At 58.8% G+C, this 24,938-nt stretch carries 15 protein-coding genes and 1 riboswitch; of the genes, 7 read left to right on the top strand and 8 right to left on the bottom strand.

What is annotated here, in order from left to right; all coding sequences use genetic code 11:
- The first annotated feature begins 147 nt into the window (after positions 1 to 147).
- Positions 148 to 963 (top strand): DUF547 domain-containing protein, encoded by an 816-nt coding sequence (locus FHG12_RS03645; protein ID WP_230471274.1) that lies wholly within the window; start codon positions 148 to 150, stop codon positions 961 to 963.
- A gap of 110 nt (positions 964 to 1,073) precedes the next feature.
- On the opposite strand, the gene FHG12_RS03640 is transcribed toward FHG12_RS03645, so the two are convergent.
- Both FHG12_RS03640 and FHG12_RS03635 read right to left on the bottom strand, forming a co-directional pair.
- On the bottom strand, positions 1,074 to 1,664 hold the full coding sequence (locus FHG12_RS03640) for a methyltransferase family protein (RefSeq protein ID WP_139514376.1): 591 nt from the start codon (positions 1,662 to 1,664) through the stop codon (positions 1,074 to 1,076).
- Between the two features lie 11 nt (positions 1,665 to 1,675).
- Positions 1,676 to 2,797, bottom strand: coding sequence for a BamA/TamA family outer membrane protein (locus FHG12_RS03635; protein ID WP_165699294.1), 1,122 nt, complete (start codon positions 2,795 to 2,797; stop codon positions 1,676 to 1,678).
- 675 nt (positions 2,798 to 3,472) lie between these two features.
- On the opposite strand from FHG12_RS03635, the gene FHG12_RS03630 reads away from it, so the two are divergent.
- On the top strand, positions 3,473 to 3,985 hold the full coding sequence (locus FHG12_RS03630) for a glycosyl hydrolase (protein ID WP_139514373.1): 513 nt from the start codon (positions 3,473 to 3,475) through the stop codon (positions 3,983 to 3,985).
- Entirely contained in the window at positions 3,982 to 5,325 is a 1,344-nt protein-coding gene (locus FHG12_RS03625) for a glucuronyl esterase domain-containing protein (RefSeq protein WP_139514371.1), read from the top strand. Before FHG12_RS03630 ends, FHG12_RS03625 begins: the two co-directional genes overlap by 4 nt.
- Before the next feature lie 50 nt (positions 5,326 to 5,375).
- Here the strand turns inward: FHG12_RS03625 and FHG12_RS03620 are convergent, their stop codons facing one another.
- Complete coding sequence (locus tag FHG12_RS03620; RefSeq protein ID WP_230471273.1) at positions 5,376 to 6,032, bottom strand: DUF4386 family protein; 657 nt, start codon at positions 6,030 to 6,032, stop codon at positions 5,376 to 5,378.
- Positions 6,033 to 6,717: 685 nt separating this feature from the next.
- On the opposite strand from FHG12_RS03620, the gene FHG12_RS03615 reads away from it, so the two are divergent.
- The 4 genes from FHG12_RS03615 (at position 6,718) to FHG12_RS03600 (ending at position 13,088) form a co-directional block, all read left to right on the top strand.
- On the top strand, positions 6,718 to 8,592 hold the full coding sequence (locus tag FHG12_RS03615) for a hypothetical protein (RefSeq protein WP_139514367.1): 1,875 nt from the start codon (positions 6,718 to 6,720) through the stop codon (positions 8,590 to 8,592).
- A 71-nt stretch (positions 8,593 to 8,663) separates the two neighbouring features.
- Positions 8,664 to 9,575 carry a helix-turn-helix domain-containing protein gene (locus tag FHG12_RS03610; protein ID WP_139514365.1) on the top strand — a complete coding sequence of 304 codons (912 nt, stop codon included), beginning with the start codon at positions 8,664 to 8,666 and terminating at the stop codon, positions 9,573 to 9,575.
- 108 nt (positions 9,576 to 9,683) lie between these two features.
- Complete coding sequence (locus FHG12_RS03605) at positions 9,684 to 10,568, top strand: SDR family oxidoreductase (RefSeq protein WP_139514364.1); 885 nt, start codon at positions 9,684 to 9,686, stop codon at positions 10,566 to 10,568.
- A gap of 393 nt (positions 10,569 to 10,961) precedes the next feature.
- Positions 10,962 to 13,088 (top strand): glycoside hydrolase family 97 protein, encoded by a 2,127-nt coding sequence (locus tag FHG12_RS03600; RefSeq protein WP_139514362.1) that lies wholly within the window; start codon positions 10,962 to 10,964, stop codon positions 13,086 to 13,088.
- 192 nt (positions 13,089 to 13,280) lie between these two features.
- Here FHG12_RS03600 and FHG12_RS03595 read toward each other — a convergent pair whose 3' ends face one another.
- From FHG12_RS03595 to FHG12_RS03575, 5 genes are all read right to left on the bottom strand, one after another.
- Positions 13,281 to 14,639 carry a S41 family peptidase gene (locus FHG12_RS03595; protein WP_139514360.1) on the bottom strand — a complete coding sequence of 453 codons (1,359 nt, stop codon included), beginning with the start codon at positions 14,637 to 14,639 and terminating at the stop codon, positions 13,281 to 13,283.
- An 83-nt stretch (positions 14,640 to 14,722) separates the two neighbouring features.
- Entirely contained in the window at positions 14,723 to 17,368 is a 2,646-nt protein-coding gene (locus FHG12_RS03590) for a M14 family zinc carboxypeptidase (RefSeq protein ID WP_139514358.1), read from the bottom strand.
- A gap of 57 nt (positions 17,369 to 17,425) precedes the next feature.
- Complete coding sequence (locus FHG12_RS03585) at positions 17,426 to 18,781, bottom strand: RagB/SusD family nutrient uptake outer membrane protein (protein ID WP_139514356.1); 1,356 nt, start codon at positions 18,779 to 18,781, stop codon at positions 17,426 to 17,428.
- A 13-nt stretch (positions 18,782 to 18,794) separates the two neighbouring features.
- Positions 18,795 to 21,821, bottom strand: coding sequence for a SusC/RagA family TonB-linked outer membrane protein (locus FHG12_RS03580; protein ID WP_139514354.1), 3,027 nt, complete (start codon positions 21,819 to 21,821; stop codon positions 18,795 to 18,797).
- A 571-nt stretch (positions 21,822 to 22,392) separates the two neighbouring features.
- A riboswitch (SAM riboswitch) is annotated at positions 22,393 to 22,484 on the bottom strand.
- A 265-nt stretch (positions 22,485 to 22,749) separates the two neighbouring features.
- Entirely contained in the window at positions 22,750 to 24,906 is a 2,157-nt protein-coding gene (locus tag FHG12_RS03575; protein ID WP_139514352.1) for a S9 family peptidase, read from the bottom strand.
- Between the last annotated feature and the right edge of the window lie 32 nt (positions 24,907 to 24,938).

Here is a 24,938-nt window from a genome sequence, read left to right as displayed (position 1 = left end):
GCACTTGCTGCCGGGCGGATTGTTGGAAGAGCAGAAAGAAATGCTCGCCTGAACCCGGGCCGGCGTACCAGGATCCAAACTAAAAGCTCCTGCGTAGGTTTGTGGCGTACCCCGATTCTGACCCTTTTTCTTTTGATTTTCGCTTCTATGAACCTGAAACCGCTTTCTATCTACTCTTCCCGGCTGATTGTGCTGGCGCTGCTGCTCACCTGGCCCCTGCTGGGCAGCTGCCAATACCTGCGCTACCTGAGAGATTTGAACCCCACGATGCCTGGCACCAAGCCCATCAGCCAGGAGCCGTTTGATGCGCTGCTGAAAAAGTATGTGGATGAGCAGGGAATGGTCAATTACCGCGCCTTCCGGGCCGATTCCAGCAAGCTAAACGCTTACCTGACCACCGTCAGCAACACGTTGCCCAACGAGCAGTGGAGCCAAAACGACCAGCTCGCTTACTGGCTGAATGCCTACAACGCCTTCACTATCCAGCGGGTGCTGCGCGGCTATCCGGTGAAAAGTATCCGCCAGCTCGGCGGCGACAAAACCCTGGTAAACACCGTATGGGACCAGCGCTTTATTCGTCTGGACAAGGAAAAATACTCGCTCAACGACCTGGAGCAGCGTCTGATCCGGCGCAAGTTCAATGAATACCGGGTGCACTTTGCTCTTGTCTGCGCGGCCATGTCGTGCCCAAAGCTGCGCCGCGAGGCCTACGTGGGCAGCCGCCTCAACCAGCAGCTCGAAGACCAGGCCCGGGATTTTATCAACGACCCGGCCAAAAACAAGCTCGCGCCTGCCAATGCGCCGCAGGTGTCGGAGATCTTCAACTTCTATCCCGGCGACTTCAAAAAAGGGGACAACACCATCCAAAAGACGTTGAACAAGTATTCGGCCGGCCCAAAAGTTGCCGCCGATGCCCCGCTCAAGTACCTGACCTACAACTGGGCGCTCAACGAGCAGAAGTAAATCCTTAAGCCAGCAACTAAAAAGCCATCCGGGCGCTACGCCGTCTGGATGGCTTTTTAGTTATAAACATCTGATGGATAGCATGTTGGGTTAAGGTCGGTTAACTGCCCTCAGGCTCGTCTTTTCAGCGGCAGCAGCTGCGGTACGCGCGCCCGATAAAGCGCATAGGCCGCCCCAAAACGCTGGGCCAGCTTGCGTTCTTCCAGCCGGGTGCCTACCAGCAGATACGCCAGGTTACACCCCACAAACACGGTGCGTACGGCAGTAGGCGCCAGTAGCCAGAACCCCAGCAACCCCAACAATAAGCCCAGGTAGAGCGGGTGGCGCACCAGCCGGTTTAGGCCCTCAGTGCGCAAGGGGCCATCGGCAGCGGCTGGGCCGCGGCGCGCGTAGGCCCAGCCCGCAAACTCGGCCAGGTCGTAGCCGCGCAACGCGGCCACGGCTACCAGCACGCCTGCCGCTAGCAGCCCGCAGCCAATGCCAAGTCCTAGCGGTGTAATTGCAAATAGCTGATTATCAGGAAGATGACTTTGGTAGCGAAATAACAGCAAAAAGCCCCATACCGATAGTTGATTGTAGGCCAGCCGGTAGAAGCGCGCCGCCGTGGGCCAGCGTCGGGCCACGGCGGCTTTGAGCCAAGTAGTGGCCAGCAGGCTATGCAGGGCGAAATAAAGAGCCCAGAAGAAGGCGAGCAGCCACATAGAATCTGTTTTTAGAAGGCCTCGCCAATGCTGAAATACACACCGCTGGAGCCCCCGCGCTCCACGCCGTAGTCGAGGCGCACATTGAGGCGGTCGCGGCGGTTGAAGCGGAAGCGCAGGCCGGCCCCGCCGGCCGCCTTCAGGCCCCCTTTGCCGAAATCACGGAACGTATTGCCGACCTGCCCCAGCCCGACGAAAAGCACCCCGTTGAAGCGGCCAAACAACACGCGGCGGACTTCGGCCTGTGCCGCCAGCAGCTGCCGGTCGCGGTAACGGCCTTCGTAGTAGCCGCGCAGCAGGTTCGATCCACCCAGGTTGGCCAACTCCCGAAACGGCACCTCGCCACTCTGAAACTGCCCTATGAGCTGCACGCCCAGGATGGTCTTGTTGTCGGAAGTCAGGGGTTGAAAGCGACGGGCATCGAGCAAGTAGCGGCTGAAGCGGTAATCGCTGCCCAGGGCACTGCCATTGAGCAGGGCCGACACCTCCAGGTAGCTGCCGCGGTAGGTGCTCAGCACGTTGTCGCGGGCATCGTAGAGCAGGGCCGGGCCGAAGCCGGAAACGCGGGTACTTTGCTGGTACTCGCGGGCAGGCCGGTCGAAAAGACGGCTGTTGAGCGGGTCGTTTCCGATGCCCTCATTCACTTGCACGTCGCGCAAATCGGTCAGCCGGTACTGCAGGCCGGCAAACAGGCCCGGAGCCAACCGCTTCAGCGCCCGTTCCTGAAAGATGAAGACCTTGTACTGAATAACCGACTTGTCGGCCAGCCGCGTTTCGGGCCCGAAGCCGTAATAATTGATCGGAAACTGGTTGTAAAAGCTGGCCTCGCCGGCGATAAAGAACCGCTCGCCCGGCGTAAAAATGCTGTGGGTGAGCTGGATCAGGCTCTGTTTTTTCTGGGTGCGCCAGCCAATAAGTCGCGCGCTGGACTTGCGCGTGGCCGAGTCAGGGCCCAAGCGAAACACCGGCAGCACGGCCAGCCCGTAGCCCAGCCCCGTTTCGGGCTGCGAAAACACAATGGGGAAAGGGATAAAGCTGGGCTTGTCGCCTTTGGCTTTTGGAGCCGATGCGGGCTCCGCCAGGGGCACCGGCGGCAGGGTTTGGGCGCGCAGCACCGCCGGACCGGAAACCATAGAAACTAGTAAAAGCAAGTATAAAAAGCGCATACAGGATAAGGCAGCATCCATCCCAAGAAATAAGCCAAGCTACGATGCCAGCAAGGTAAATGGATTGTGCCGTAGCTTAACTTAAGTGGCCGAAGCAGTAGGGAGGTAGCGTATAAGCAAAACTCGCAGCAAGAGTGAGGAGGGCCAGGGTTAAGTACCAGAAAGAAACCGACCGTTCATTTCCCATTGCATGCTAAGGGGCCCAAAGTTGTCTGATACCCTACCTAATGGCTCCGAGCTGCAATAGCGCAGCGCCTAGAAGCCTGCTCTATGAGCGGACGTTACGCTCCCCGATGCCGACCAGCAGGGCTATACGTGAAGGCAAGCCCGGGTATCTGGAAAATGCCAGGCGCGCGGTGGAAGCCAACTCGCTCATGCCGCAATTTAACGTGCAGCGGCTGGCGCAGCGCAGGAGCTAGGCATGAGCCAGCCAATGGTCTAATTGGGCTTTTTACAGTTTTAACGAAATGCGAAGCCTTATGAGAAACTACTCCCGCTTTGATACTACACGGGGGCTAAACTTAAGCACGTAAACCGCTGATTGCGAAATACCTACTTGCAGCAGGACGGAGCAGGAGGGAGCACGACGGCTTTTCGCTTATACTTACTACGCGCCCAACCTATTCCACCCTACCAAAATATATGGTTGTTTCTCGTCGAGGGTTCATGACCAAGGCCTTGGTTTGCCTAGCCCTTACGGCGCCGCTCCCCATGTGGACGCCGGACGCCGGAGCATTGCCGGAACAGGGCTTCAAAAACACGCCCGAGGCTGCCCGCCTGCGCACTCGGTGGCACTGGGCCAATAGCAACGTTACCAAAGAAGGTGTTACCAAGACCCTGGAACGGATGAAGCGGGTCGGTATCGCCGGCTTTCGACTTGCCGACGGGAGTGCCGGCGGCGAGCAAACCGTAAACGAAAAGGTAGGATTCGGCCCGCCCACATGGCGCGAGGCTGCAAAGTACGACGCCGAAGCTGAAGGGGCACGCCTGCAGTTGGGTGCGACAGCAGCCTTGGCGCTATTGATGCGCAGGCGCTGCGAGGCGATGCTTCGAATACGTCGTGGGCCGTGCGACCCACGGCAAAGCAAGACACGGCCTCCCCAACTTCAGTGCCTCGGCGGCAAGCCTCATTCTTTAATCATGCAAACCAAATGAAACCTGCTTTCTTCTTCTCTGCTATCTTGGGTATTGTGGCTATTGGTCTGTTACCCAATGCTTTACTGGCTCAGAGTCAAACGCCAGCCCCGGCACCTGCCCCCGTAACGAAGCCGGCGCGCGTGGTGGCCGGCATTCCGGTAAACTACAGCGAAGATTCTGTTGGCACCTACACGCTGCCCGACCCGTTGGCGTTGGGTAATGGCAAAAAAGTGACCGATGCCGCCACCTGGAGCAAGCAGCGGCGGCCGGAAATCCGGACGTGGTTTGAGCAGAACGTGTACGGCCGCGCCCCCGGCAAGCCGCGCAACCTGCGTTTTGAGGTGTTCGACAAAGGCACGCCCGCCTTCAATGGGAAAGCCATGCGCAAGCAGGTAACGGTATATTTCTCCGAGCGCAACGACGGGCCGAAGATGGACTTGCTGGTGTACCTGCCCGCGAATGCCACCAAGCCGGTGCCGTTGCTGCTCAACGTCAACTTCATGCCCAATTCCTCGCTCATCGATGACCCCGGCGTGCGGCCCGGGCAGCTCTGGAATAAGGAAAAACAAAAGGTGCCTGCGCCCGCTTACAACCCCAGCGGCCCCATGAAGCTCACTGTAGAGCCATTCCTCGACAAAGGCATTGCCGTCGCCTCGGTGTATTACGGCGACATCGAGCCCGACTTTGATGGTGGCGTCAAATACGGCGTGCGCAGCCTTTACCTCAAGGCCGGCCAAGAGAAATTTGCGCCCGACGAGTGGGGCGCCGTGGCCGCCTGGAGTTGGGGCCTGAGCCGGGCGCTGGACTATTTCGAAACGGATAAAGCCGTGGATAGCAAGCACGTAGCCCTGCTCGGCGCCTCACGGCTGGGCAAAACGGTACTCTGGACCGGCGCCAACGACCCTCGATTCGCCTTGGTCATTGCCAGCGTGTCGGGAGAAGGCGGCGCAGCCCTGGCCCGGCGCAACTACGGCGAAACCATCGCCCACTTGGTGGCACCTACTCGGTATCCGTACCAGTTCTGCCAGAATTACCAGCGGCTCGCCAACCGCACCGATGCGCCCATGGATTCGCACATGCTCGTAGCCTTGGTGGCGCCACGACCCTTGCTGCTGCAAACCGGCAACACCGATTACTGGAGCGACCCTAAAGGGGAGTTTCTGTCGGCCGTAGCCGCTACGCCGGTGTACAATTTACTGGGTCGGCAGGGCGTGCCGGCCGGGCCGATGCCAGCGCCCGGCCAATTGGTTGGACAAACACTTAGCTACTACATGCACGAGGGCGGTCACGGCATTATTCTATCTGATTATCAGGTGTTTGCCGAGTTTTTGCGAGTGAATTTCTTACAAAGCAAGTAGGAAGCTATGCTGCGGTCGGGTTTGGTTCGTATTCGGTTGCTAGGTGAATATTAGGACCCGCTTGCCGACCCGGCGGGCGGCGGGAGGTGTTCGTCAAACCCTTTAACCAGCAGCCAGATCGCCACCGTGATTTGGATGGGGAGCAACGGCATCGCCAGCGTGCCGATGGCGCGCTGCCCCAGCAACATCATAAGGGTGACGCCACTGAATTGGAGGACGACGCCCAGCAGGCCGATTCCAGCCAACACCCGCGGCACCAGGCGAAAGCGCAACAGCGAACCATAAAACACAAACAGCCAAGCTCCAATTGCCACCAACTGCGTGGTATGGGCCGCTCGCCGGGCAGCCGCGACAATTACCCCGACCACTTGGTAGCGCTCGGCCTCGGCGGCCCCAGCGGCCACAAACGCCTGGCTGACGGCCAGCATGGACAAGGTGTGTGCTGCCTGAACCAGATCCAGGGTGGCACTGCCGGCACACACGACCACGAACCCGATCGCTGCCGCTTGGCTATGGCGCCGCAAGACTGGAAACGCCGTGATTCCCAACAACACAGTTAATGTAGCGCCGACAAATGAAAGCAACACCGCCGCGCGAATCGTTGCCGCATGCGCTGCGCCTCCCGTCAGGAACGCTAGCGAGCCCCCAACGAGGGATTGGGTTAAGATAAAGGGCAGTGTGAGCGCGGCAGCTAACTGCAACAACAAAAGCAAACCTACTCGCCGGCCAATAGCAAAGGCCGACCGAGGGGAGGGAAGACCTGCGGGGTGCATAGGAAGGAGGTCGGAGGAGATGGTAGAAGGTAGTGGGGTGCGGACGGGGGCGCGTGGCTAATTACCTGGGCAGCCAGTAGCTTGGTGGCGAGATGAGCCGGAGTCGGATGCGGCCGGCATCGAAGGAGGGTGTCGCAACTTACTGATTCCTTTTTAGTTAACTCTCGCTTACGGGCCAAAAGTGTGCTCAATGCAGTGAGTCAGAGCTAATATGACCTTTACAACGGCCAACGGCCCGACGGGCAGCGCGAACAACTCCCGGTTGCTCTCCCATTTAACCCGCCGTAGTACGCATCGCGTATTAATATCTAGTATTTATATACGTCTGATTATGAATGCTTTATGAATCTGCAAGAAATCGCTTAGCAACGGGAAAACCGCTCTATCTAATCGTCTTTGGAGGGCACAGGTCAGCGAGGGAATTCAGCCGGAGCACGGGAGTGACCCTTAGTGCTGTACCCATCCGCACATCATCAGATCCATAACGCGGTAGCGGCAGCCATTTCGCCCACTGCCAGATAGGTAGTATGGAGCAAGATGCTTCACATTCAGGCTGGCGAAAAAGCGGGTCCGTTTGCAGAATAATGTGTTTCTTGGCCTTTCACCCAAACGACTATCTATGCAGATTTCCTGGGCCGCGGCCCGGCGGTGGCAGCCGACTCCGGTGCGGTTGCTGGGCGCGGCGCTGCTGCTGCAGGCGGTTTTGGTGTGGCGGGCTTTCGGGGCCTTGCTGCGCGAGCCCGGCCAGCACCTGCTGATGAGCACCTACGACGGAGCCAAGAACTACTTCACCTTTCAGGCCTACGTGCAGCAGCCTTGGGCCAACGGCCTGCGCTGGTTTGGCCAGATGAACTACCCCTACGGGGACTACCTTTTTTACACCGATAACACCCCGCTGCTGGCCGTGCCCGTCCGGCTTTGGTCGCACTACGTCTTCGACCTTGCGCCTCATGCCCTGGACGTGTACCACGCCCTGCTGCTGGCCGGGTTTTTCCTAAGCACGGCCCTGCTGACGCTGATTTTGCATCGGTTGCTGCGGCACTGGGGGCTGGTGCTGCTTTTTGCCGTGCTACTGCCTTGGCTCAACCCGCAAACCAGTCGCCTGTTGGTCGGTCACTTCAACCTAGCCTACAGCGGCGTTGTGCTGCTGGCCATCTGGGGTCTGCTGGGCCTCTACGACCGAATTGAGGCGGAGCGCCCGGTGGGCCGGTGGGTTGCTTGGCTGGTAGGGGCCTTTGCCTTAACTGGGCTGGTGCACCTCTACTACCTACTCATCCTGGCCCTGACCACGGCCGGCTTCTTCACTGTTTGGCTGCTGCGTAGCCCGCGGGCGCGTACCGCTAGAGTGGGAGCAGTGCTCACGCTGGCGCCTGTGGCCCTGTGCTACGCGGTGGTGCGCCTCACGGACGGCTACTACTCGCTGCGGCGCGAGGCCACGGGATTTAATTACGGCCCTTGGCGGTTGCAGTTCTCGGCCTTGTTTCGGGCCTACGATTACCAGCGGGTGCATTTCTTGGTGGAGCCCCGCGACCCGCCTCCCTACGAATCGGCGGCGTACTTGGGGGCATTTGCCTTATTTGGCCTCGCTCTGGCGGTGGCCGTTTGGGCGCTCCGGCCACAGGCAGTACGTGCGTTCCGGGCTGCGTGGCGGACCACCCCGGAGCGGCAATTTCTGGGCCTGTGGTTGGGTGCTTCTCTTTTGGGGCTGGCGGTGGCGCTGGGCACCGAGTACGACGTAGCCGACGGCCAATACAAGGTCTACAACTACTTCAGCGTCTTCTTTTACCTCCAGAAGCTGACCGGCGCCGTGGCCCATTTCCGAACAGTGGGCCGATTTAGCTGGCCGTTTTTCTGGGCCGTGAACCTGCTCGTGCTCGCCGGCCTCGACTATTGGCTGCGCGTCAGCCGCTGGCCGTGGCGCTGGGCCGTGGCCGTTGGCTTGGCTGCCTTGACTTTGCTCGACACCTACGATACCGTGAAGCACAACCGCGAGGGCTTGTTGCCCAACGTGCTCACCGATCCTGCCCGGTTTCCCGAGCTGGCGCCTTTGCTGCAAGGCCTTCGGCCCGAGCAGTACCAAGCCCTGTTGCCGGTGCCCTTCTTCCACGTGGGCAGCGAGGACCTGCCTTTGACCGTGGACGACGACAATCCCCATTCGTTGCATGCCTATCAGTTGGCCCTGCGCACCAATCTGCCGCTGATGGCCAGCAAGATGTCGCGCACGCCCCCGGCCCACGTGCAAGCACTGCGTACCCTGTTTGATGCTGACGGGCCTGCTCCCGAACTGCGCACCCAGCTGCGGGCGGCGGGCAAACCCATTTTAGTGCTGTTTGACCAGAGCTACTACGACGGCACCAACCCGCTGAGTGCCCAGCAAAGCAACCCCCAGGCGCGAGCGCTCATCGAAGCGGGCGGATCCTTTCCTGCCCGCCAGCACCTCACGTTGCTGGCCACGTCGGGCAAGTTGCGTCTCTATCGCTGGGACGTGCCATAGGGGGAGCAGCTTTTTCTTGATAGTGCGTAGAAAGCAAAGGAGTTTATCTTTGATTTCTACAATCGTAAGCCATGAAATCTGACTCGCTCGAAGAACTCTACACCAAATTCCCGCCTGGGACGTCGCCAGCCGTTGACCGGCAGCGGGAAGTTGGGCATTTCAACGTGTTCAACGTAGCGGACCTTATACTCAGCTACCGCAGCCGGCCGCCGATGACGTTTGACCGTCGGGCTTTCTACAAAATCAGCCTAATTCGTGGGCGCAGCCGGATTGAGTACGCCGACCAAGGAGTAGAGGTGAACCACAACGCCCTGTGGTTTGCCACGCACCGCGTGCCTTATCGCTGGCTGCCGCACGACTTGGCGCAGAACGGCTACTTCTGCGTTTTTACTGAAGAATTCCTACTGCCTGCCAAAAGCGGAATGGTGCCGAGCGAGCTATCAGTTTTCCAACCGGGTGGGGTACCGGTGCTGATCATAACGGATGAAGAATACGCGGCGCTTGAACTCATCTTCCGGAAGATGGAACAAGAAATTGCCTCCGATTACTTGCACAAATACGACCTGCTGCGCGCCTATTTGGTGGAGTTGATTCACCACGGGCAGAAACTCCAACCGACTACCGCCCTGGCGCCTACCCCCAATGCGTCGGCCCGGCTGGTTGGCCTGTTTACTGACCTGCTGGAACGGCAGTTTCCTCTGGAAACTCCGCATCAGCAACTGCGCTTGCGTACCGCCACGGACTTCGCCTCGCATTTGGCCGTGCACGTCAACCACCTCAACCGGGTGCTAAAGGAAACGACCGGCCACACCACTACTGCATTGATTAGCAGCCGGGTAGCGCAGGAGTCCAAGATGTTGTTGAAGCAAACTAACTGGACGGTTTCCGAAATTGCCGACAGCTTGGGCTTTGCTGACGTAGCGCATTTCTGCCATTTCTTCAAGCGGCAAACGGGTTTAGTCCCGAGCGCCTTCCGGGGGTGAGATGGTTGTTTGAATTATACAGTAAATGGTTTGGCCCGCGCAACTACGTTGCTGCCGCGCCTCTGGACCTTTGCTGAGTATTAATTCACCGTCTAACCACACTGCCACATGCGAGTCTTCGTCACCGGCGCTTCGGGCTTCATCGGCTCGGCTATTGTTCAGGAATTACGCGGCGCGGGCCACCAGGTGCTCGGCTTGGCCCGTTCCGAGGCCTCCGCTCAGGCTCTCACGGCCGCGGGCGCCGAAGTTCATCGAGGCACCCTCGAGGATGTAGACAGCCTGCGGCGCGGCGCCGCGGCCGCGGATGGGGTCATCCACGCGGCCTTCATCCACGACTTCTCACAGTATATGGCCGCCGGCGAAACCGACCGGCTAGCCATTGAAGCGCTTGGCGAAGCACTTTCCGGTTCAGACCGTCCCTTAGTCGTTACTGCGGGGCTGGCTGGGTTTGCCCTGGGCCGCCCCGCCACCGAAGAAGATACCCCCGCCGCCGGGCCTCGTATGTCGGAGCAGACGGCCCTGAAACTGGCGGCGCAGGGAGTGCGCGCATCCGTGGTGCGCTTGGCGGCCTCAGTCCATGACGACGGCGATTACGGCTTTGTGCCGACGCTCATCCGTATTGCCCGCGAGAAAGGTGTGGCTGCATACCTGGGCGAGGGGCTCAACCGGTGGCCGGCGGTCCATCGGCTCGATGCTGCTCACCTGTTCCGGTTGGTGCTGGAACAAGGGGCAGCGGGCGCCTGCTACCACGGGGCCGCCGACGAGGGCGTGCCGCTGCGCGACATCGCAGCCGTCATCGGTCGGCACTTGGATGTGCCAGTAGTGTCCAAATCACCCGAAGAAGCAGCCGACCATTTTGGCTGGATGGCGCGCTTTGTGGGAATGGATGCGCCGGCCTCCAGCGCGCTTACGCAGCAGCGGCTAGGCTGGCACCCAAGCCATCGCTCGCTGCTGGCCGACCTTGAGCATGGGCGCTACTTCGAGAGCGTATGACCACACAGCTAATAATCGCAGCAGCCTACTTTTCCGGTGCTGGTAAAGGCGATTTCTGTCCTTGCCAGGGCCAGAGTGAGCCCACCTGGAAGTGCCTTTCCAGCGCCGCTACTGGGGCGTATTCGTCGCTTATGCGCTATATTTTTGAACTTACGGCCCGGCTTGGTACAGCCGGGCCTTTTTGCGTTAGGGCCCCGCAAGCCACTAAGAGGATGCTAGAACAGAAAACCACAGCCAGTCGTTAATTTATAAATATTTTATAATCAATTACTTGTGTAATAAAAAGATAGCAATGATTTTTCTCCTACTTCCAAGCCGCGCAGCCATCGACTAGCTTTTTCAACCCTGATCACACTCGCTCTCCCTACATACAGTCCCCTTCAACTTTTCCGTATGCTGTTTTTACCCCCGGCTCGCAAAGCCCTTCTGCTGCTCTGCCTGTGCGCGCTTAGCGTGTTGGCGCAGGCGCAAGAAGTCAAATCGCCCAATGCCCAACTTACGCTTCGGTTTGCGCTGCAAAATGGCGGCGTGCCAACCTACCGCCTGACGTACAAGGGCCGCGACGTAATTAAGCCCAGTAAGCTAGGCTTCGAATTGAAAAATGCCCCCGCGCTTACCAGCGGCTTTGCCGTGGCGGACTCCAAGCAACGCAGCTTCGACGAGAGCTGGCAGCCGGTGTGGGGCGAGGTCAAAACCATCCGCAACCACTACAACGAGCTGGCCGTGACCTTGACGCAGGCGGCCACCAACCGCACCGTGCTTGTGCGCTTCCGCGTGTTCGACGACGGCCTTGGGTTCCGCTACGAATTTCCGCGGCAGAAAGCCCTCGACTACTTCGTGGTGAAGGAAGAGCAGACGCAGTTTGCCTTGGCCGGCGACCACAAAGCCTTCTGGCTGCCCGGCGACTACGACACGCAGGAATACAGCACTGTCACGTCGAAGCTCTCGGAAGTGCGTGGCAAAATGAAAGCGGCCGTCACGCCCAACGCTTCGCAAACGACGTTCTCGGACACGGGCGTGCAAACGCCGCTCATGCTCAAAAGCCAGGACGGCCTCTACATCAACCTGCACGAAGCGGCCCTGATCGATTACTCCACCATGTCGCTGGAGCTCGACGACAAGAACTTTGTGCTGACTTCGCACCTGACGCCCGATGCGCTGGGCGACAAAGGCTATTTGCAAACGCCCTGCCTTTCGCCGTGGCGCACGGTAGTGGTCAGCGACAAAGCCGCCGACATTCTTGAGTCGCACCTGATCCTGAACCTGAACGAGCCCACCAAGTACAAGGACGTTTCGTGGATCAAGCCGGTGAAATACGTGGGCGTGTGGTGGGAGATGATCACGGGCAAAAGCACCTGGTCGTACACCAACCTGGAGAACATCAAGCTCGACTCGCTGGACTATTCCAAAACCAAGCCCAACGGCACGCACGGCGCCAACACGGCCCACGTTAAGGAGTACATCGACTTCGCCGCCAAACACCACTTCGACGCCGTGCTGGTAGAAGGCTGGAATACGGGCTGGGAAGACTGGTTTGGCAAGAGCAAAGACTACGTCTTCGACTTCGTGACGCCCTATCCGGATTTCGACGTGCAGGAGCTGCATCGCTATGCGGCCAGCAAAGGCGTGAAAATCATCATGCACCACGAAACTTCCGGCTCGGTGCGCAACTACGAGCGGCACATGGATGCCGCTTATAAGTTCATGGTCGACAACGGCTACAACGCCGTGAAAAGCGGCTACGTGGGGCCCATTATTCCGCGCGGCGAGCACCACTACGGGCAGTGGCTCAACAACCATTACCTCTACGCCATCACCAAAGCGGCCGAGTACAAAATCATGGTCAATGCCCACGAGGCCGTGCGCCCCACGGGCTTGGCACGCACCTATCCCAACCTGATCGGCAACGAAGCGGCTCGTGGTACTGAGTACGAGGCCTTCGGCGGCAGCAACCCCGACCACACTACCATCCTGCCCTTTACGCGCCTGATGGGCGGGCCAATGGACTACACGCCCGGCATTTTTCAGACGCAAATCAGCGCCATCAACCCCCAGAACACGTCGTTTGTGCACAGCACGTTGGCCCGGCAACTGGCCCTGTACGTGACCATGTACAGCCCTTTACAAATGGCGGCTGACCTGCCCGAAAACTACAATAAGCACCTCGACGCTTTCCAATTCATCGAGGACGTGGCCGTGGACTGGGACGACACGCACGTGCTGGAAGCCGAGCCCGGCGACTACGTAACCATCGCCCGCAAGGCCAAGGGGAAAAGCAGCTGGTTTATTGGCAGCTCGTGCGACGAGCAGGGCCGCACGTCGAAAATTAACCTGAACTTCCTGGACCCCGGCAAGAAGTACGTGGCCACGATTTACGCCGACGCCAAGAACGCCCACTACGAGAAGAACCCGCAGGCCTACACCATCCGCAAAGTCAACGTGACTAGCAAGTCGAAGTTGACGCAGTATTGCGCGCCGGGCGGCGGTTACGCCATCAGCGTGATGGAAACAACCCACTAGTATAACCCGTCCGAATTCGTACGCAATTCGTCTGCTACTAAAAGCCCCGTTTCCAGACTGGAAACGGGGCTTTTGGCTTAGCGTAACGCGCCAAGTTGTTTTTCGATTTGTTAAAGGAATTAAATTATTGATTATCAATAGTTTATCATGAATGCAAGCACTTGCAAAACTGCGCCAGTAAATTTTGAGAAGCTAAGGGCGCAGTACGTAGTCCAGCGCCGGGTCCTGGCCGGCCAAATAGCTGCTGGCCCGCTGCTGCACCCGGTGGGCGGGCTGCAAGGTTTCTACGGCTAAATCGCGGTATAGCCACCGGGCCTCATCGGCCGTTGGGGCCCGGCGCGAGTACCCGTGAAAGCGGTCGGCGTAATGCACAGTCAGGCCGGAGTTAGGCAGCACGAAGTTGCCGCCTTCGGCCCAGAAATCCAGCGCGTCGCCTGCCGGTTCGCCCACAACCTGCGCATCGGCCAGCTGTCGTAGTTGGGCGGCGTGGTACAAGCCGGCCGAAAATGTGGCTCGCCCAGTCAGCACATACACCCGCACCGCGTGTTGCCGTGCCTGAGCGGCCAACTCCTCGAAGAAGGGGGAGGCTACGTCTAGGTTGCCACCGGTGTTGAAGCGCAGATCTACGATGAGCTTGCCCCCGGCAAGCGCGGGCAACAGAGGCAACACTCGCGCACCCCACGCCTTCACCGATTCGCCGCTGGGCATGTCGCCCGCGCGGTTGTATTGCAGGTAGAGCGCATGTTGCGCTGGCAAAGCCTGGTGCCAGTATCCCTGCTCGGGCCGCCGCAAATACAATGGCAGCCGTGTGCTGTCGGCCGTCAGCACGCTCTGCCAAGCGGCCCCGCGGCCGGGATGCAAAGGCGAGAGGTCCCACCACGCCTCCAAGGCCTGACGGCTGCGCTGCCCCGACAGAGGCACCAACTGTCGCGCCACGTGCTGCCCGGTGCGCGTGCGCACCACGAGCGGCAAGGTCCCGGCCGTGTCGGTAAGTATTCCTAGTCCTTGCAGGATTTCCGGGCTGGTGAGAGTGTACGTGCTGATGTACGCTTGCCAGGACGCATTGCCTGCATAAAGCGGTGCTACCCGCCGCAGGGCCTGAGCCGCGTTAAGCCCCGCTAGGCGCAATACTTTAGCGCCAAGTAGATCCGCGTATTCGGCCTTCGTTTTGACGACGTACAGGCCGTCGCGGAACCACCACACCCGGATGGGATAGCGTCGCAGCTCGGTACGGTTGCGCAGCAGATAGAGGCGGGTATGAGCGTTGCCAGCCCCGGCTACGGCGCGAGCCAGGCCCACCACGCGTTGGGGCTGAGTCTGGTTGACTGCTACGGCTTGCAGGTGCTTTACTTCTTGGCGGAACGCAGTGCGCGCCGCCGGCGTAAAGCTGCGGTCGTGGGCCAGCAGCGAGTCGCAGGCCACCTGCAAATCCTGTTGCCACTGGGTCGGGGAGAGCGGGAGCAGGCGCTGGGCGTTGGCCGGCACGGCTGGCAGCAAGCAACACAACAAACCCGCCAACAGTAGGCCGGGGCACCAGCGGGAAGCAACCATGAAGCAGACGTAAGGACCGACACCGTTGCCGACAACCAAAAAGATGCCCTAGCCTGCTTCAGGGTTGCTTCTGATCGCCCGGGCTATTCCTCAGCCGATATGGCCGCGGGGCCTTCCGTCAGGTTCAGCAGTGGGCCCAGCAACAGGGCGTTGGCAAACAAGCGCGAAGTGCCGTGCCAGTAGTGGCGGAAGTTGGGGTCGTCGGCGAAAAGAACGACGCGCCCGGCTCCCACTTTGCTGACCACCACGGCCGCTGAGTTGCTGATCTGCTTTAGGTTGGCCTGTGATACATAGCCGCTTACCAGTGGCTTGGCCGCGTATTGCACCACCGTTGCGTAGGGGTTCCGGCTGGGGCGCAGGAAGGTAGTGCCGTTGCGGAACACGTACAGGCGGCGGTTGGTCAAACCGAAGCCAATGGGGTTGGTGATGTCGATATCGGCGGCGTAGATAGAGCCCGCAATGGCACGGGTGCCCTCCTGTTCCTGCTGCACAAAATCGGCGCGGCGCGCGGCAGATTGCTTGCCTGTTGCGGAGGCGGTAGCCGTGGTATCGGCCCAGCCGCTATTGGCCGGAATCAGTAGCTTCTCTTTTACAATGCCTTGTTTAACAGCCCATTCCGAAGCGTTCTTCAGGGTGATGAGTGTGCCGCCTTCCTGCACCCACTGGCGCAGTTTCGCCACGGCGGCTTTGTCCAGTGATGTGTAAACGCCGCCCACCAACACAATGCTGGTATAGCGGCCCAGCGGCGCCCGTCCGAAGTTGCCCAACTCAATCCGGCTCATTGGCAGACCGAGCTGCTGACTGGCCACAAACCATGCTTCGCCCACTTCCGAGGCGTTGGTGCCCGTTCCTACTAAAATAGCTGCTTTTGCTTCGGGCACGGCCCGCACGTTGCTGGAACCCAGGTCGATACCGCCTGCGCTGAAGCCGGTGGCCACGCTCGTAAACGTCACCTGATTCTGTCGGCTCACGCGGCTCACAATCTGAAACACCGTGTCAGCAGAGAGTTTTTGGCCGGCTACGGGTATCACCAACGTGCCATAGCCAAAATCGGTGTGCTTTTCTTTGGTGCCTGCGCTAAACGGTTTGAAGCTGACTTTCGCTACGACGCCGGCCCGTTGCAGAGCCGTGAGCGATTTGGCAGCGTTGTAGTCCGACCAGGGCAGCAGGTAAGCGTAGCTGCTCTGTCCGCCTATTACGCTGCCAGTCAACTCTTTAACTTTCTGGACCGGCGCGCCTTGCACCAAGTTGGTATTCTTCTGTTTCGACACGGCCAAGCCGTATGCGTGGGCTTGGCTCCAACCGGTTACGTCGTAGAATACGCTGTCGTGGAACGTAGTCAACTCTTCAAACAATGAGTTGACGATGCGGTACTGGGGCTGACTGGTGGGCACTACGTAGGCTTTGCCTTTTTCAAACTGCTGCTTGTCGAGCGTAACATCTTTGCCCAGTTCGTGCACCTCGATTTTGTGCTGAAGCAACAGCGACAGGAATTTGTTGGTGAGCGTCTCGTCTTGGGCGTTGCCGAAGACGTAGGCTTTGGTCGGAAACTTGCGGGCGTCGGTGAGCGCCGACGTGAAAAAATCGCGCTGGTGGCGCAGATACAGGTCTTTTTCCTCTACTGCCCCGCGCACGGTTGCCAGGCCCGTAGCTACGTGGTTGCGAATAGTAAAAGGAAATTTCACCACGCCGTTGACGCTTTCCTGCGCCAGGCCCCGCGAGCTGCCGACTTCAAATGTGATGCCCACGCCGCCCTCAAAATCGGGATACGTTGAGCCATAAATGGGCGACAGGTTATCGTACTGTTCCTTGGTCCAATACAACGAACCTAAGTTATCTAGGGCTTTGGCGAAGTACTTGGCCATGTGCACGTTAAGTACTTCGTAAGTAGCCCGCGGAATCAGGTCATTTTCGGTGCTGAAGGGTTTGGAAGGCTCGAAATAGTAGGTGCCGTTGGTGCCCATCTCGTGAAAGTCGATCATCACGTTGGGATACCATTCGTGGAAGAACGCCATGCGGGCGCGGCTTTCGGGCTGCGTCAGGGGCAGCCAGTCTCGGTTGAGGTCGGTGTAAAAGTGGTTGGTGCGGCCGCCCGGCCACGCCTCAGTGTGCTCACGATCCAGCGGGTCGGTCACGTTGGGCCACGACTTATTCTGGTCAAACCAATGCGAGGCGCGGTCACGGCCATCGGGGTTTTCCAGCGGGTCGAGGGTGATAACCGATTGTTCCAGCCACTGCTGGGTTTCGGGGCTGGTGGAGGCCGTGAGGTAATAGGCCAGCAGCAAAGCAGCTTCGGAAGAGCTGCTTTCGTTGCCGTGCACCCCAAAATTCAGGCTTACCACTACGGGCAACTTACGGTAGTCGGGCGCGGCTAATTTCGGGTCGACCAGCGCCCGCCGGGCCTGCTGGATGCCGGCCAGATTTTGCTGGTTTTCGGGCGTGGTGATGGTGGCCACCACCTGTGGGCGTTCCTCAAACGTGTTGCCGATCACCCGCAAACTCACCCGATCCGACACCCGATCCAGCTCGCGTAGGTACGCCACGATTTGGTCGGAACGCGTGTAATGCGAGCCAATGGGGTAGCCTAAAAACTGCTCCGGAGTAGGAATTTTAGCATCGAAGCTGTTGGCCTGAGCCGCGGGGAAGTAGTAACTGTTTTGCGCGCTAGCCGGTACGGCCAAGCTGAGCCCCAAGGCCAGCAGTGCCGCGGAAAAATATGATTTCAACATGAAAGCTGTTGTTGTAAATTATTGATTATTAAGCACTTGTATAAAATTCACAAGATGCTAGTAACCTGGGTTTTGCTGTAAATCGGGGTCGGCCACGAGGTCGTTGAAGGGAACCGGGAACAGCCAGCGCTTCTGATCGGTAACGCCGAGCACGGTCCCAGCGCGGCCCGTGCGCACGAGGTCAAACCAGCGATCGGCCTCGAAGGCAAACTCTACCCGACGCTCGTTTTCAATGGCCAGCAACAACTGATCGGCAGTGGTAGCGGTGGTTGGGCCCACCCCGGCGCGGCTGCGCACGGCGTTCAGATCTGCAATGGCTTCCGGCAGCTTGCCCAACTTGGCGCGAGCCTCCGAGCGGATCAAATACTGCTCCGCGAGGCGCAACACATAGCTGGGGTCGTCGCGCTGGGCCGAGCGACTGTAGAGGTTGCCATACGTGACGTTGGCACCGGCAATGACCGTGGTAGCCAGCAGCGCGGAGCGGCTGCCGCCCACGGCCGGGTCATTGAGCAAGGCAATGGCCGCTGGCACCGGCTGGAAGTTAAACTGGCCGCCCAAAGCGCTGGGGAACCAGTTATTCCACATGGTATTGGCGTCGGAATTGCTGAAGGTCAGCTCGAATACGGATTCCTGGCTCAGAAAAGGTGCCGTCGAGAAGGTGCGGTAAGGCGTTGCTAAGCGGTAGTTACTGGTGCTGATTACTTGGGTGGCATACGTCTCAGCATCAGCCCATTGCTGGCGGTAAAGGTGCAGCCGCGCCCGCAAGGCACGAGCGGTAGACTTCACAGCCCGGTTGCGGGTGGTGCCGTCGGGCAGCAGGGTTTCTGCCTGGGTTAGGTCGGCGAGCACCTGGTCGTAGGTTTGGGCAAGGGTGCTCCGGCCTACGCCTTTGCCGTTTTCCTTGGTGCGGGTAGGGGTGAGCACCAACGGCACACCGCCCCAGCCGCGGCCGAGGTCGAAGAACACCAGCGCCCGCAGGAAGTAGGCTTCGCCCAGCAGCTGATTTTTCTCGGCCACAGGCAGCAACGGATCGTTGACGCCCGGCACTCCGGCAATGACATTATTCGCCGCGTTAACGGCCTGATACATCTGCGTCCACGCTTCGGTAATCAGCACATTATCAGCACTTAGCTGGTTCTGATCAATTTGCAGGAATTGATTAAGCGTGCCGTTGAAGCGCACATTCTCGCCGGGCAGAAAACCCAGCACGGGCCAGTTGAGCTGGTAATAGGCCTGCACCCGGTCGTAGGCCCCGATGGTGGCGGAGCGGGCACTGCCGGCATCCGTAATGGCCTTGTCATCAGGCAGTTGCTGAGCCGGGGTGGGCTCCAGTAAGTCGTTGCAGGCCGTGAAACTCAGGGTAACGGCAGCGGCCTGGAAGGCAAAAAGAAGGCGGTATATCGACTGTCTCATCTTTGTAAAAGGCTTATAATCCGACCGTTACGCCCACCTGAAAAGTGCGGGGCTGGGGCACCGTGGCCCAGTCGATGTTCTTGGTATTGCTCACGCCGCTCTGCGAATTGACTTCCGGGTCGAGGCCCGAATAAGGCGTGATGGTAAAGAGGTTCGCGGCCTGCACGTACACGCGCAGAGAATTCAAGTGCGCCTTGGCGATTGCATCTTTCGGTACGGTGTAGCCCAGCGTGAGCGTGCGCAGGCGCAGGAAAGAGCCGTCTTCGAGGTAACGGTCGCTGAGGTTTTGCACCACGCCGCCGTAGTTGTTGCTGGAAGCCACCGTAGTCAGGCGCGGGATGTCGGTGATGTCGCCGGGCTTCTGCCAACGGTCCAGTTGTTCGCGCAGGTAGCCAATGTTGCTCTGGGTGCCGCCGTGCACCAGAAAGAAGCGGTTCATGTTCATGATCTTCGCTCCTTGTTCGAAGTTCAGCGTGACGCCAAAGTCGAAACCTTTGTAAGTCAAGGAGTTGGTTACGCCCCCGAAATACTTGGGCCAGGCGTTGCCTACTAATTTGCGGTCGGCCACCGAGATTTGGCCGTCGCCGTTTACGTCTTCGTACTGCGCATCACCGCTTTCGGGGTTCACGCCGGTTTGGTGATAGAGCCAGAAAGAATACAGCGGCGCGCCCTCTTCCAACCGGAAAATATCGCGCGAGCCCGAGGTGATCGGGGCCGCCAACTTCTCGATCTTGTTCACGTTGCGAGCCACGTTGAAGGTAGTGCTCCACTGCACGACTGGCTTCGAGAGCCAAGTTGCAGTAAGCTGAGCTTCAATGCCTTTGTTGCTCACAGCGCCGTAGTTTTCAACTACCGAGGAGAAACCCGTTTTGCGCGGCACGGGCACGTTCAGCAGCAGGCCGGAGGTGTATTTGTCGTAGTAATTCAGCTCCAGGGCCAAGCGGTTTTGCAGCACGGCTGCGTCTAAGCCCACATTCCATTGCCGCGTCGATTCCCAGCTCAGGTTGGGGTTGGCCAATTGGAGCGGCGCGGTGCCCGGTAGGTCGAGGTAGTTGGCGCCGCCTTGCACCAAGCCCAACGCCGCAAAGTCGCTGATACCGGCTTGGTTACCCGTTTTGCCCACGCTGGCGCGCAGCTTCAACTCCTGAAAAACATTGAGGTCGCGAATGAAGCTTTCTTCGCCCAAACGCCAGCCAAGCCCAACGGCCGGGAAATAGCCCCAGCGCTTGTCGCTGCCGAAGCGCGAAGAAGCGTCGGCCCGCACGCTCAGGTCGGCGGTGTAGCGCTGCTTGAAGCTGTAAGTGGCTTTGCCAAAGAACGATACCAACCCAGCCTGCGAGCGCGACGAAGAGCCCGTTTGCGTGGCCGCGGAAGCAATAGTCGTCAGGTCGTTGCCGGGAAACTGCTGACCGGCCAGGCTCGTGCGCTGGAACGTGTTCTTTTGCAGCGTGTTACCCACCAAAGCTTGCAGTGAGTGGTCTTCGCCAAAGTTGACGTTGTAGTTCAGCGTCTGCTCGTTGAGCAGGGTAATGTCGCGCGAGAGGAAGGATGAAGCCGTGCCGCGGGGCTGCCCGGCCAAGATGAGCGTGTTGTTGAAGTTGTTCTCGTACATGTCGTTGAAGTCGATGCTCCAACTGCTGCGCAGGGTCAGGTTTTTGAGTAAATGATATTCTCCGTACACGTTCGAGATGATGCGTGAGCCCACCGCATCGTTGTTCAGGTTGTCGATGAGGGCTTGGTGATTGTCAAACGAGCCGTACTTAGCATAGGAGCCGTCGGCGTTGTAAATCGGTAGATTCGTCCGCGGAAACAGGGCCGAGTTGATGACGCCCACCGGGTTGTTGTCGTTGCTGCTTACGTTGCGATGCGTGCGGGTCAGGGCAGTGCTGGTGCCGATGCGCAGCTTGTCGGTCACGGTGTTGTCGAGGTTTACGCGCAGGCTGAACCGGTCGAAAGCCGTTGGCTTCGCAATGGACTCCTGACTGAAATAGCCCGCTCCGATGTAGAATTGTGTTTTGTCGGAGCCACCAGCGGCTGAAAGCTCGTAGCTCTGCGTCTGGGCCGTCCGAAACACATCGCTGAGTCGGTCATACGTCTGCTGCTCTTCCGGCAAGCCACGGCCGCCGGAAGCCACTGAGCGATAGGGTACTTGCGCTGGGTTGCCGCCGTCGTTCAGAAACCGCTCATTTTCCAGCGTTGCCAACTCCGGACCATTCACCAACTTATACTGTTTGGCCGCCTTCGACCAGCCATGGTAAGTGTTGAACGTGATCCGCGTTTTGTCACCGGCCTTGCCGCGCTTGGTGGTGATCAGCACCACGCCGTTGGCCCCGCGCGAGCCGTAAATAGCCGTGGCATTGGCGTCTTTCAGAATCTCGATGTTTTCGATATCCTGCGGATTCAGGTCGGCTAAGGGGTTGGAAGACACTTGGTTGCCGAGGCCAGTGGCGATCAGGTTGGTGTTGTTGATAAACACGCCATCCACCACGTAAAGCGGGTCGTTGCTGGCGTTAACGGAGTTGCTGCCCCGAATCCGGATGAACACGCCGCCGCCCGGCACGCCCGAGTTGGCCGATACCTGCACGCCGGGTGCTTTGCCCTGCAACAATTGGTCGGGGCTGGCGGCCGGAATGTCTTTCAACGCATCCCCCTTCACCGAACTGATGGCACTGGTCAGGGTTTTGCGGTTTTGCTCGCTGTAGCCCGTCACCACCACTTCGTTGAGCTGCTTGACATCGGCTGTCAGGGCAATGCGCAAGGGGCTCGAAGTCGCCTCAATGGTTTGGCTCTGATAACCTACTGCGCTAATAACGAGGGTGTTGCTGCCCGCTGGCAAAGCCAGCGAAAACTGGCCGTTGGGGTCGGTGGAGGCACCCGCTGTGGTGCCTTTTACCACTACCGTCACGCCCGGCAAAGGGCTGCGGTCGGTGGCGTCGGTGATGGTGCCGCTCACGGTTTGTGCAGGGGCCGTTTGGGCATACCCCGCGCTGACGAGGCTCACTACAGCTACTGGCACCGTCAGAAAAGTAAAGAATCTCATGTGGAAGGAGGTTACAGATGTGCGCCAAAATGAGCTTGGCTGGTTTCCGGTTTCGCTTTCCCTTTACCCCACCGATAGCTGTATAATATTCTGATTATCAGATATTTATACTTATTGGTGGGCGTAACTCGTAGCGCATTCACCACTGTTGCGGCGAAGGCTAAAAAGGATGGGTAAGCGGAAGATTGAAGCGCTTCCTTCCCGGCCTCGACTTGTGCACAGTCGGGCGCATTTGCCTCACGAAACGGAGAGCAGAACCTCTAGTGGGAAGGGGAGAAGCGGTTTGCCAGAAGGATTTCCGGCACCTACAGTCGCACCCGTCCGGCGGGAGTGCGACATAGGGGGCCAAGGCCGAGAAGCGGCCTTAACAGGTGGTACGGACCCAAGGTGCTAGATCAGAGCCGTACGCGAGCAAACAGAAGGAGAAAGGGAACAGCCTGATCCTTAGCAGCTCATGCCCAGAATTGGCATACAGACCACTGGGCGCAGCATAATACAACACCCATGCTGTACAGCAGCGAGGTTGATTTTGATGGCGGGGGAGCTGGCGAAGCTTTTCACGGCATTGTTGTTTTTATATGGTCAGGACTTGGCACCGTTTCGGATGATCCGAGGGTTGTCGGCGTTTCATAGAGCCTGTCTCTCCACGCCTCTGTATAAAAACAATCCTTTGATGGGGAAAGAATTGATGTCCTAAAGGTAGGGACGCGTTTTTCAAAAACGCAAATTTTATTCTGATTTCTCGGTCGGGTAGTATTTATGTGGTATACCCAACAGGCCACAACGCACCTCGTGTGCATTGTGGCCTGCGGCTTTTGTCTGCATACTGTAAGCGCAGCTAATAGGGATTTTAGAGAAAACGGCAAATATATATGTTATTGAATATCAACGAGATATATATTTGTCGTTTTCTGATTTTTCTGCTGGGCTATGGCTGAATGTACCGGGCGAAAAATTCGTAGGTGCGCAGCATCTGGTCAATGCGCTGGCGGTTGTCGCCCGACCGGGTGAGTTCGTGCGTGCCGCCAGGGTGGCGCACGTATTCCACGGGGCGGTTCAGCACTTTCAGGCTCCGGTAGAGCATTTCACCCTGCACAAAACCGGTGCGGCGGTCGTTTTCGCCGTGAAACATAATGTAGGGCGTGGTGATGTTTTGCACGGTCGTAATGGGCGATTCGCGGACGAGCGTGGCTTTCACAGCGGGCTCCCAGGGGTAGCCGCCAAAGTAATCGGGCACGAGTTGCCAGGCGTTGCCTTCGCCAAAAAACGTGGCCAGATCATAGACGCCCCGCTGCGAGCAAGCGGCCTTAAAGCGGTGGTCGTGGCTGATAATCCAGGCGACGAGGTAGCCCCCATACGAGCCGCCCGTGATGGCAAGCTTTTCGGCGTCGGCCCAGCCTTCGGCCACAGTTTTGTCGAGGGCCGTGAGCACGTCTTTGCTCGGGCCAGTGCCCCAATCGTTGACGTTGGCACGCAAAAACTCCAGGCCGTAACCGCCCGAGCCGCGCGGGTCGGCATACACTACCCCGTAGCCTTGGCTGCAGAAATACTGAAATTCGTGCCACATGCTCGCCTCACCGGGTCCCCACATCGCCGCGGGGCCACCGTGAATTTCGAGTAGCAACGGGTATTTCTTACCGGCTTGGTAAGCAGTGGGTTTCATCACCCAATAGTCCACATTCAAGCCTTTGTCGTTGACAAACGTATGCTTTTCGGGGCGCGACAACTGACGCGTTTGAACCCAGTCGTTGAAGTGGCCAATGCTTTTTACCTTCTTTAACTCGGCGTCGGCGAGGTAGAGGCCCGACGGATTGGCGATTTCGGTGCGGGCAAACACCACTTTGTCGCGGGCGACGCCGAAGCTGGTAATGCCGCTATCGTAATCCGCGAGTTTCTCCACTTTCCGGTTGCTGAGCTTCGCCCGATACAGGGGAACGCCGCCGTTGCTTTGGGCCGTGAAATACAGGTACTTATCATCCTGGCTCCAGGCAAGGCCTGCTTTGGCTCGGTCCAGAGGAAGGGTCACAATATCCTTGGATGAGCCGGCCAGCGGCATCACCGCCAGCGTAGCTACCGAAGCGTAGGAAGCGGGGCCAAATTGAAACGCCAGCCATTTGCCCGAGGGCGATACGGTCGCGCTGGTGTAGGAAACCCCTTTTTGGCCCAGCAACAACCGCAACTGAGTGCCGTTGCGATTGGCCATGAAAATCTGGCTTTCGCGGGAGCGGTCGGGGTTTTGCAGGGAGTCGAGCTGCCCGGTCAGAATTAGGTGCTGGCCGTCGGGCGTAAAGTCAACTTGCTTAAAGTCATAGAATCCGTGCGTAACCGCTACCGGTTTGGCACCGGCCACGGCATCGACAACGAAGAATTGTGTAAAGGATTGATCAGCAGACACATCCCTTTCATCCTGAAAATTGAGCTTGGTCAGCACTTTTGCTTTTTTATCGACCACGTCGTTCTCCAGATACGCCCGAATTTCGGCCAAGCTACCGTCGGCGTTGGGCTTGGCGGAAGAGGTAACTAACTGCTCGTTTTTATCGAAGCCCGGTTTTTCAAACGACCACCGGGGCAAGGCTTTGGCTGGGTTCAGCAGCGAATCGCGCAGCAGCGTATTGATCGGAATAGAGGCCGAAAACAGGATCTGCTTGCCATCCGGCGACCATTTTGGACTGGAGGCGCCCAGCGTGTAATGCGTCAGTTGCACGGCTTCGCCGCCTTCACTGGCTAATAAAAACACCTGCGGCTTTTCGTCCACGGTGCGGGTAAAAGCCAGCTGGCGGCCATCGGGGCTCCAGGCTGGCTGGGCCGCACCTTCCTTGGCGTAGGTTAGCTGTCGGACGGTAGCCGTGCCGTCGGTGTTGACCACGTACACTTGGCTGACGTTTTTGTAATCGGATTTTTTGGCGGCGTCGGGTTCCGTGCTCAGCACCGTGAACGCCGCCTTTCGGCCATCTGCAGTGAGCGTAATGCCGCCTACTTGCTGAATTTTGAGCAAATCGGTGACTTTGATCGGCTCCCGGCTAGGCTGGGCAAAACCGGAGTGCGCAAATAACAAACCGCAGAGCAGAAGTAGCTTTTCTTTCATAAGAGCACAAGAGTTTCCGCAAACTCGAACAA

It is taken from the genome of Hymenobacter jejuensis (assembly GCF_006337165.1).
Classification (GTDB): Bacteria; Bacteroidota; Bacteroidia; order Cytophagales; family Hymenobacteraceae; genus Hymenobacter; species Hymenobacter jejuensis.
This window is presented reverse-complemented; position numbering and strand designations above follow the sequence as displayed.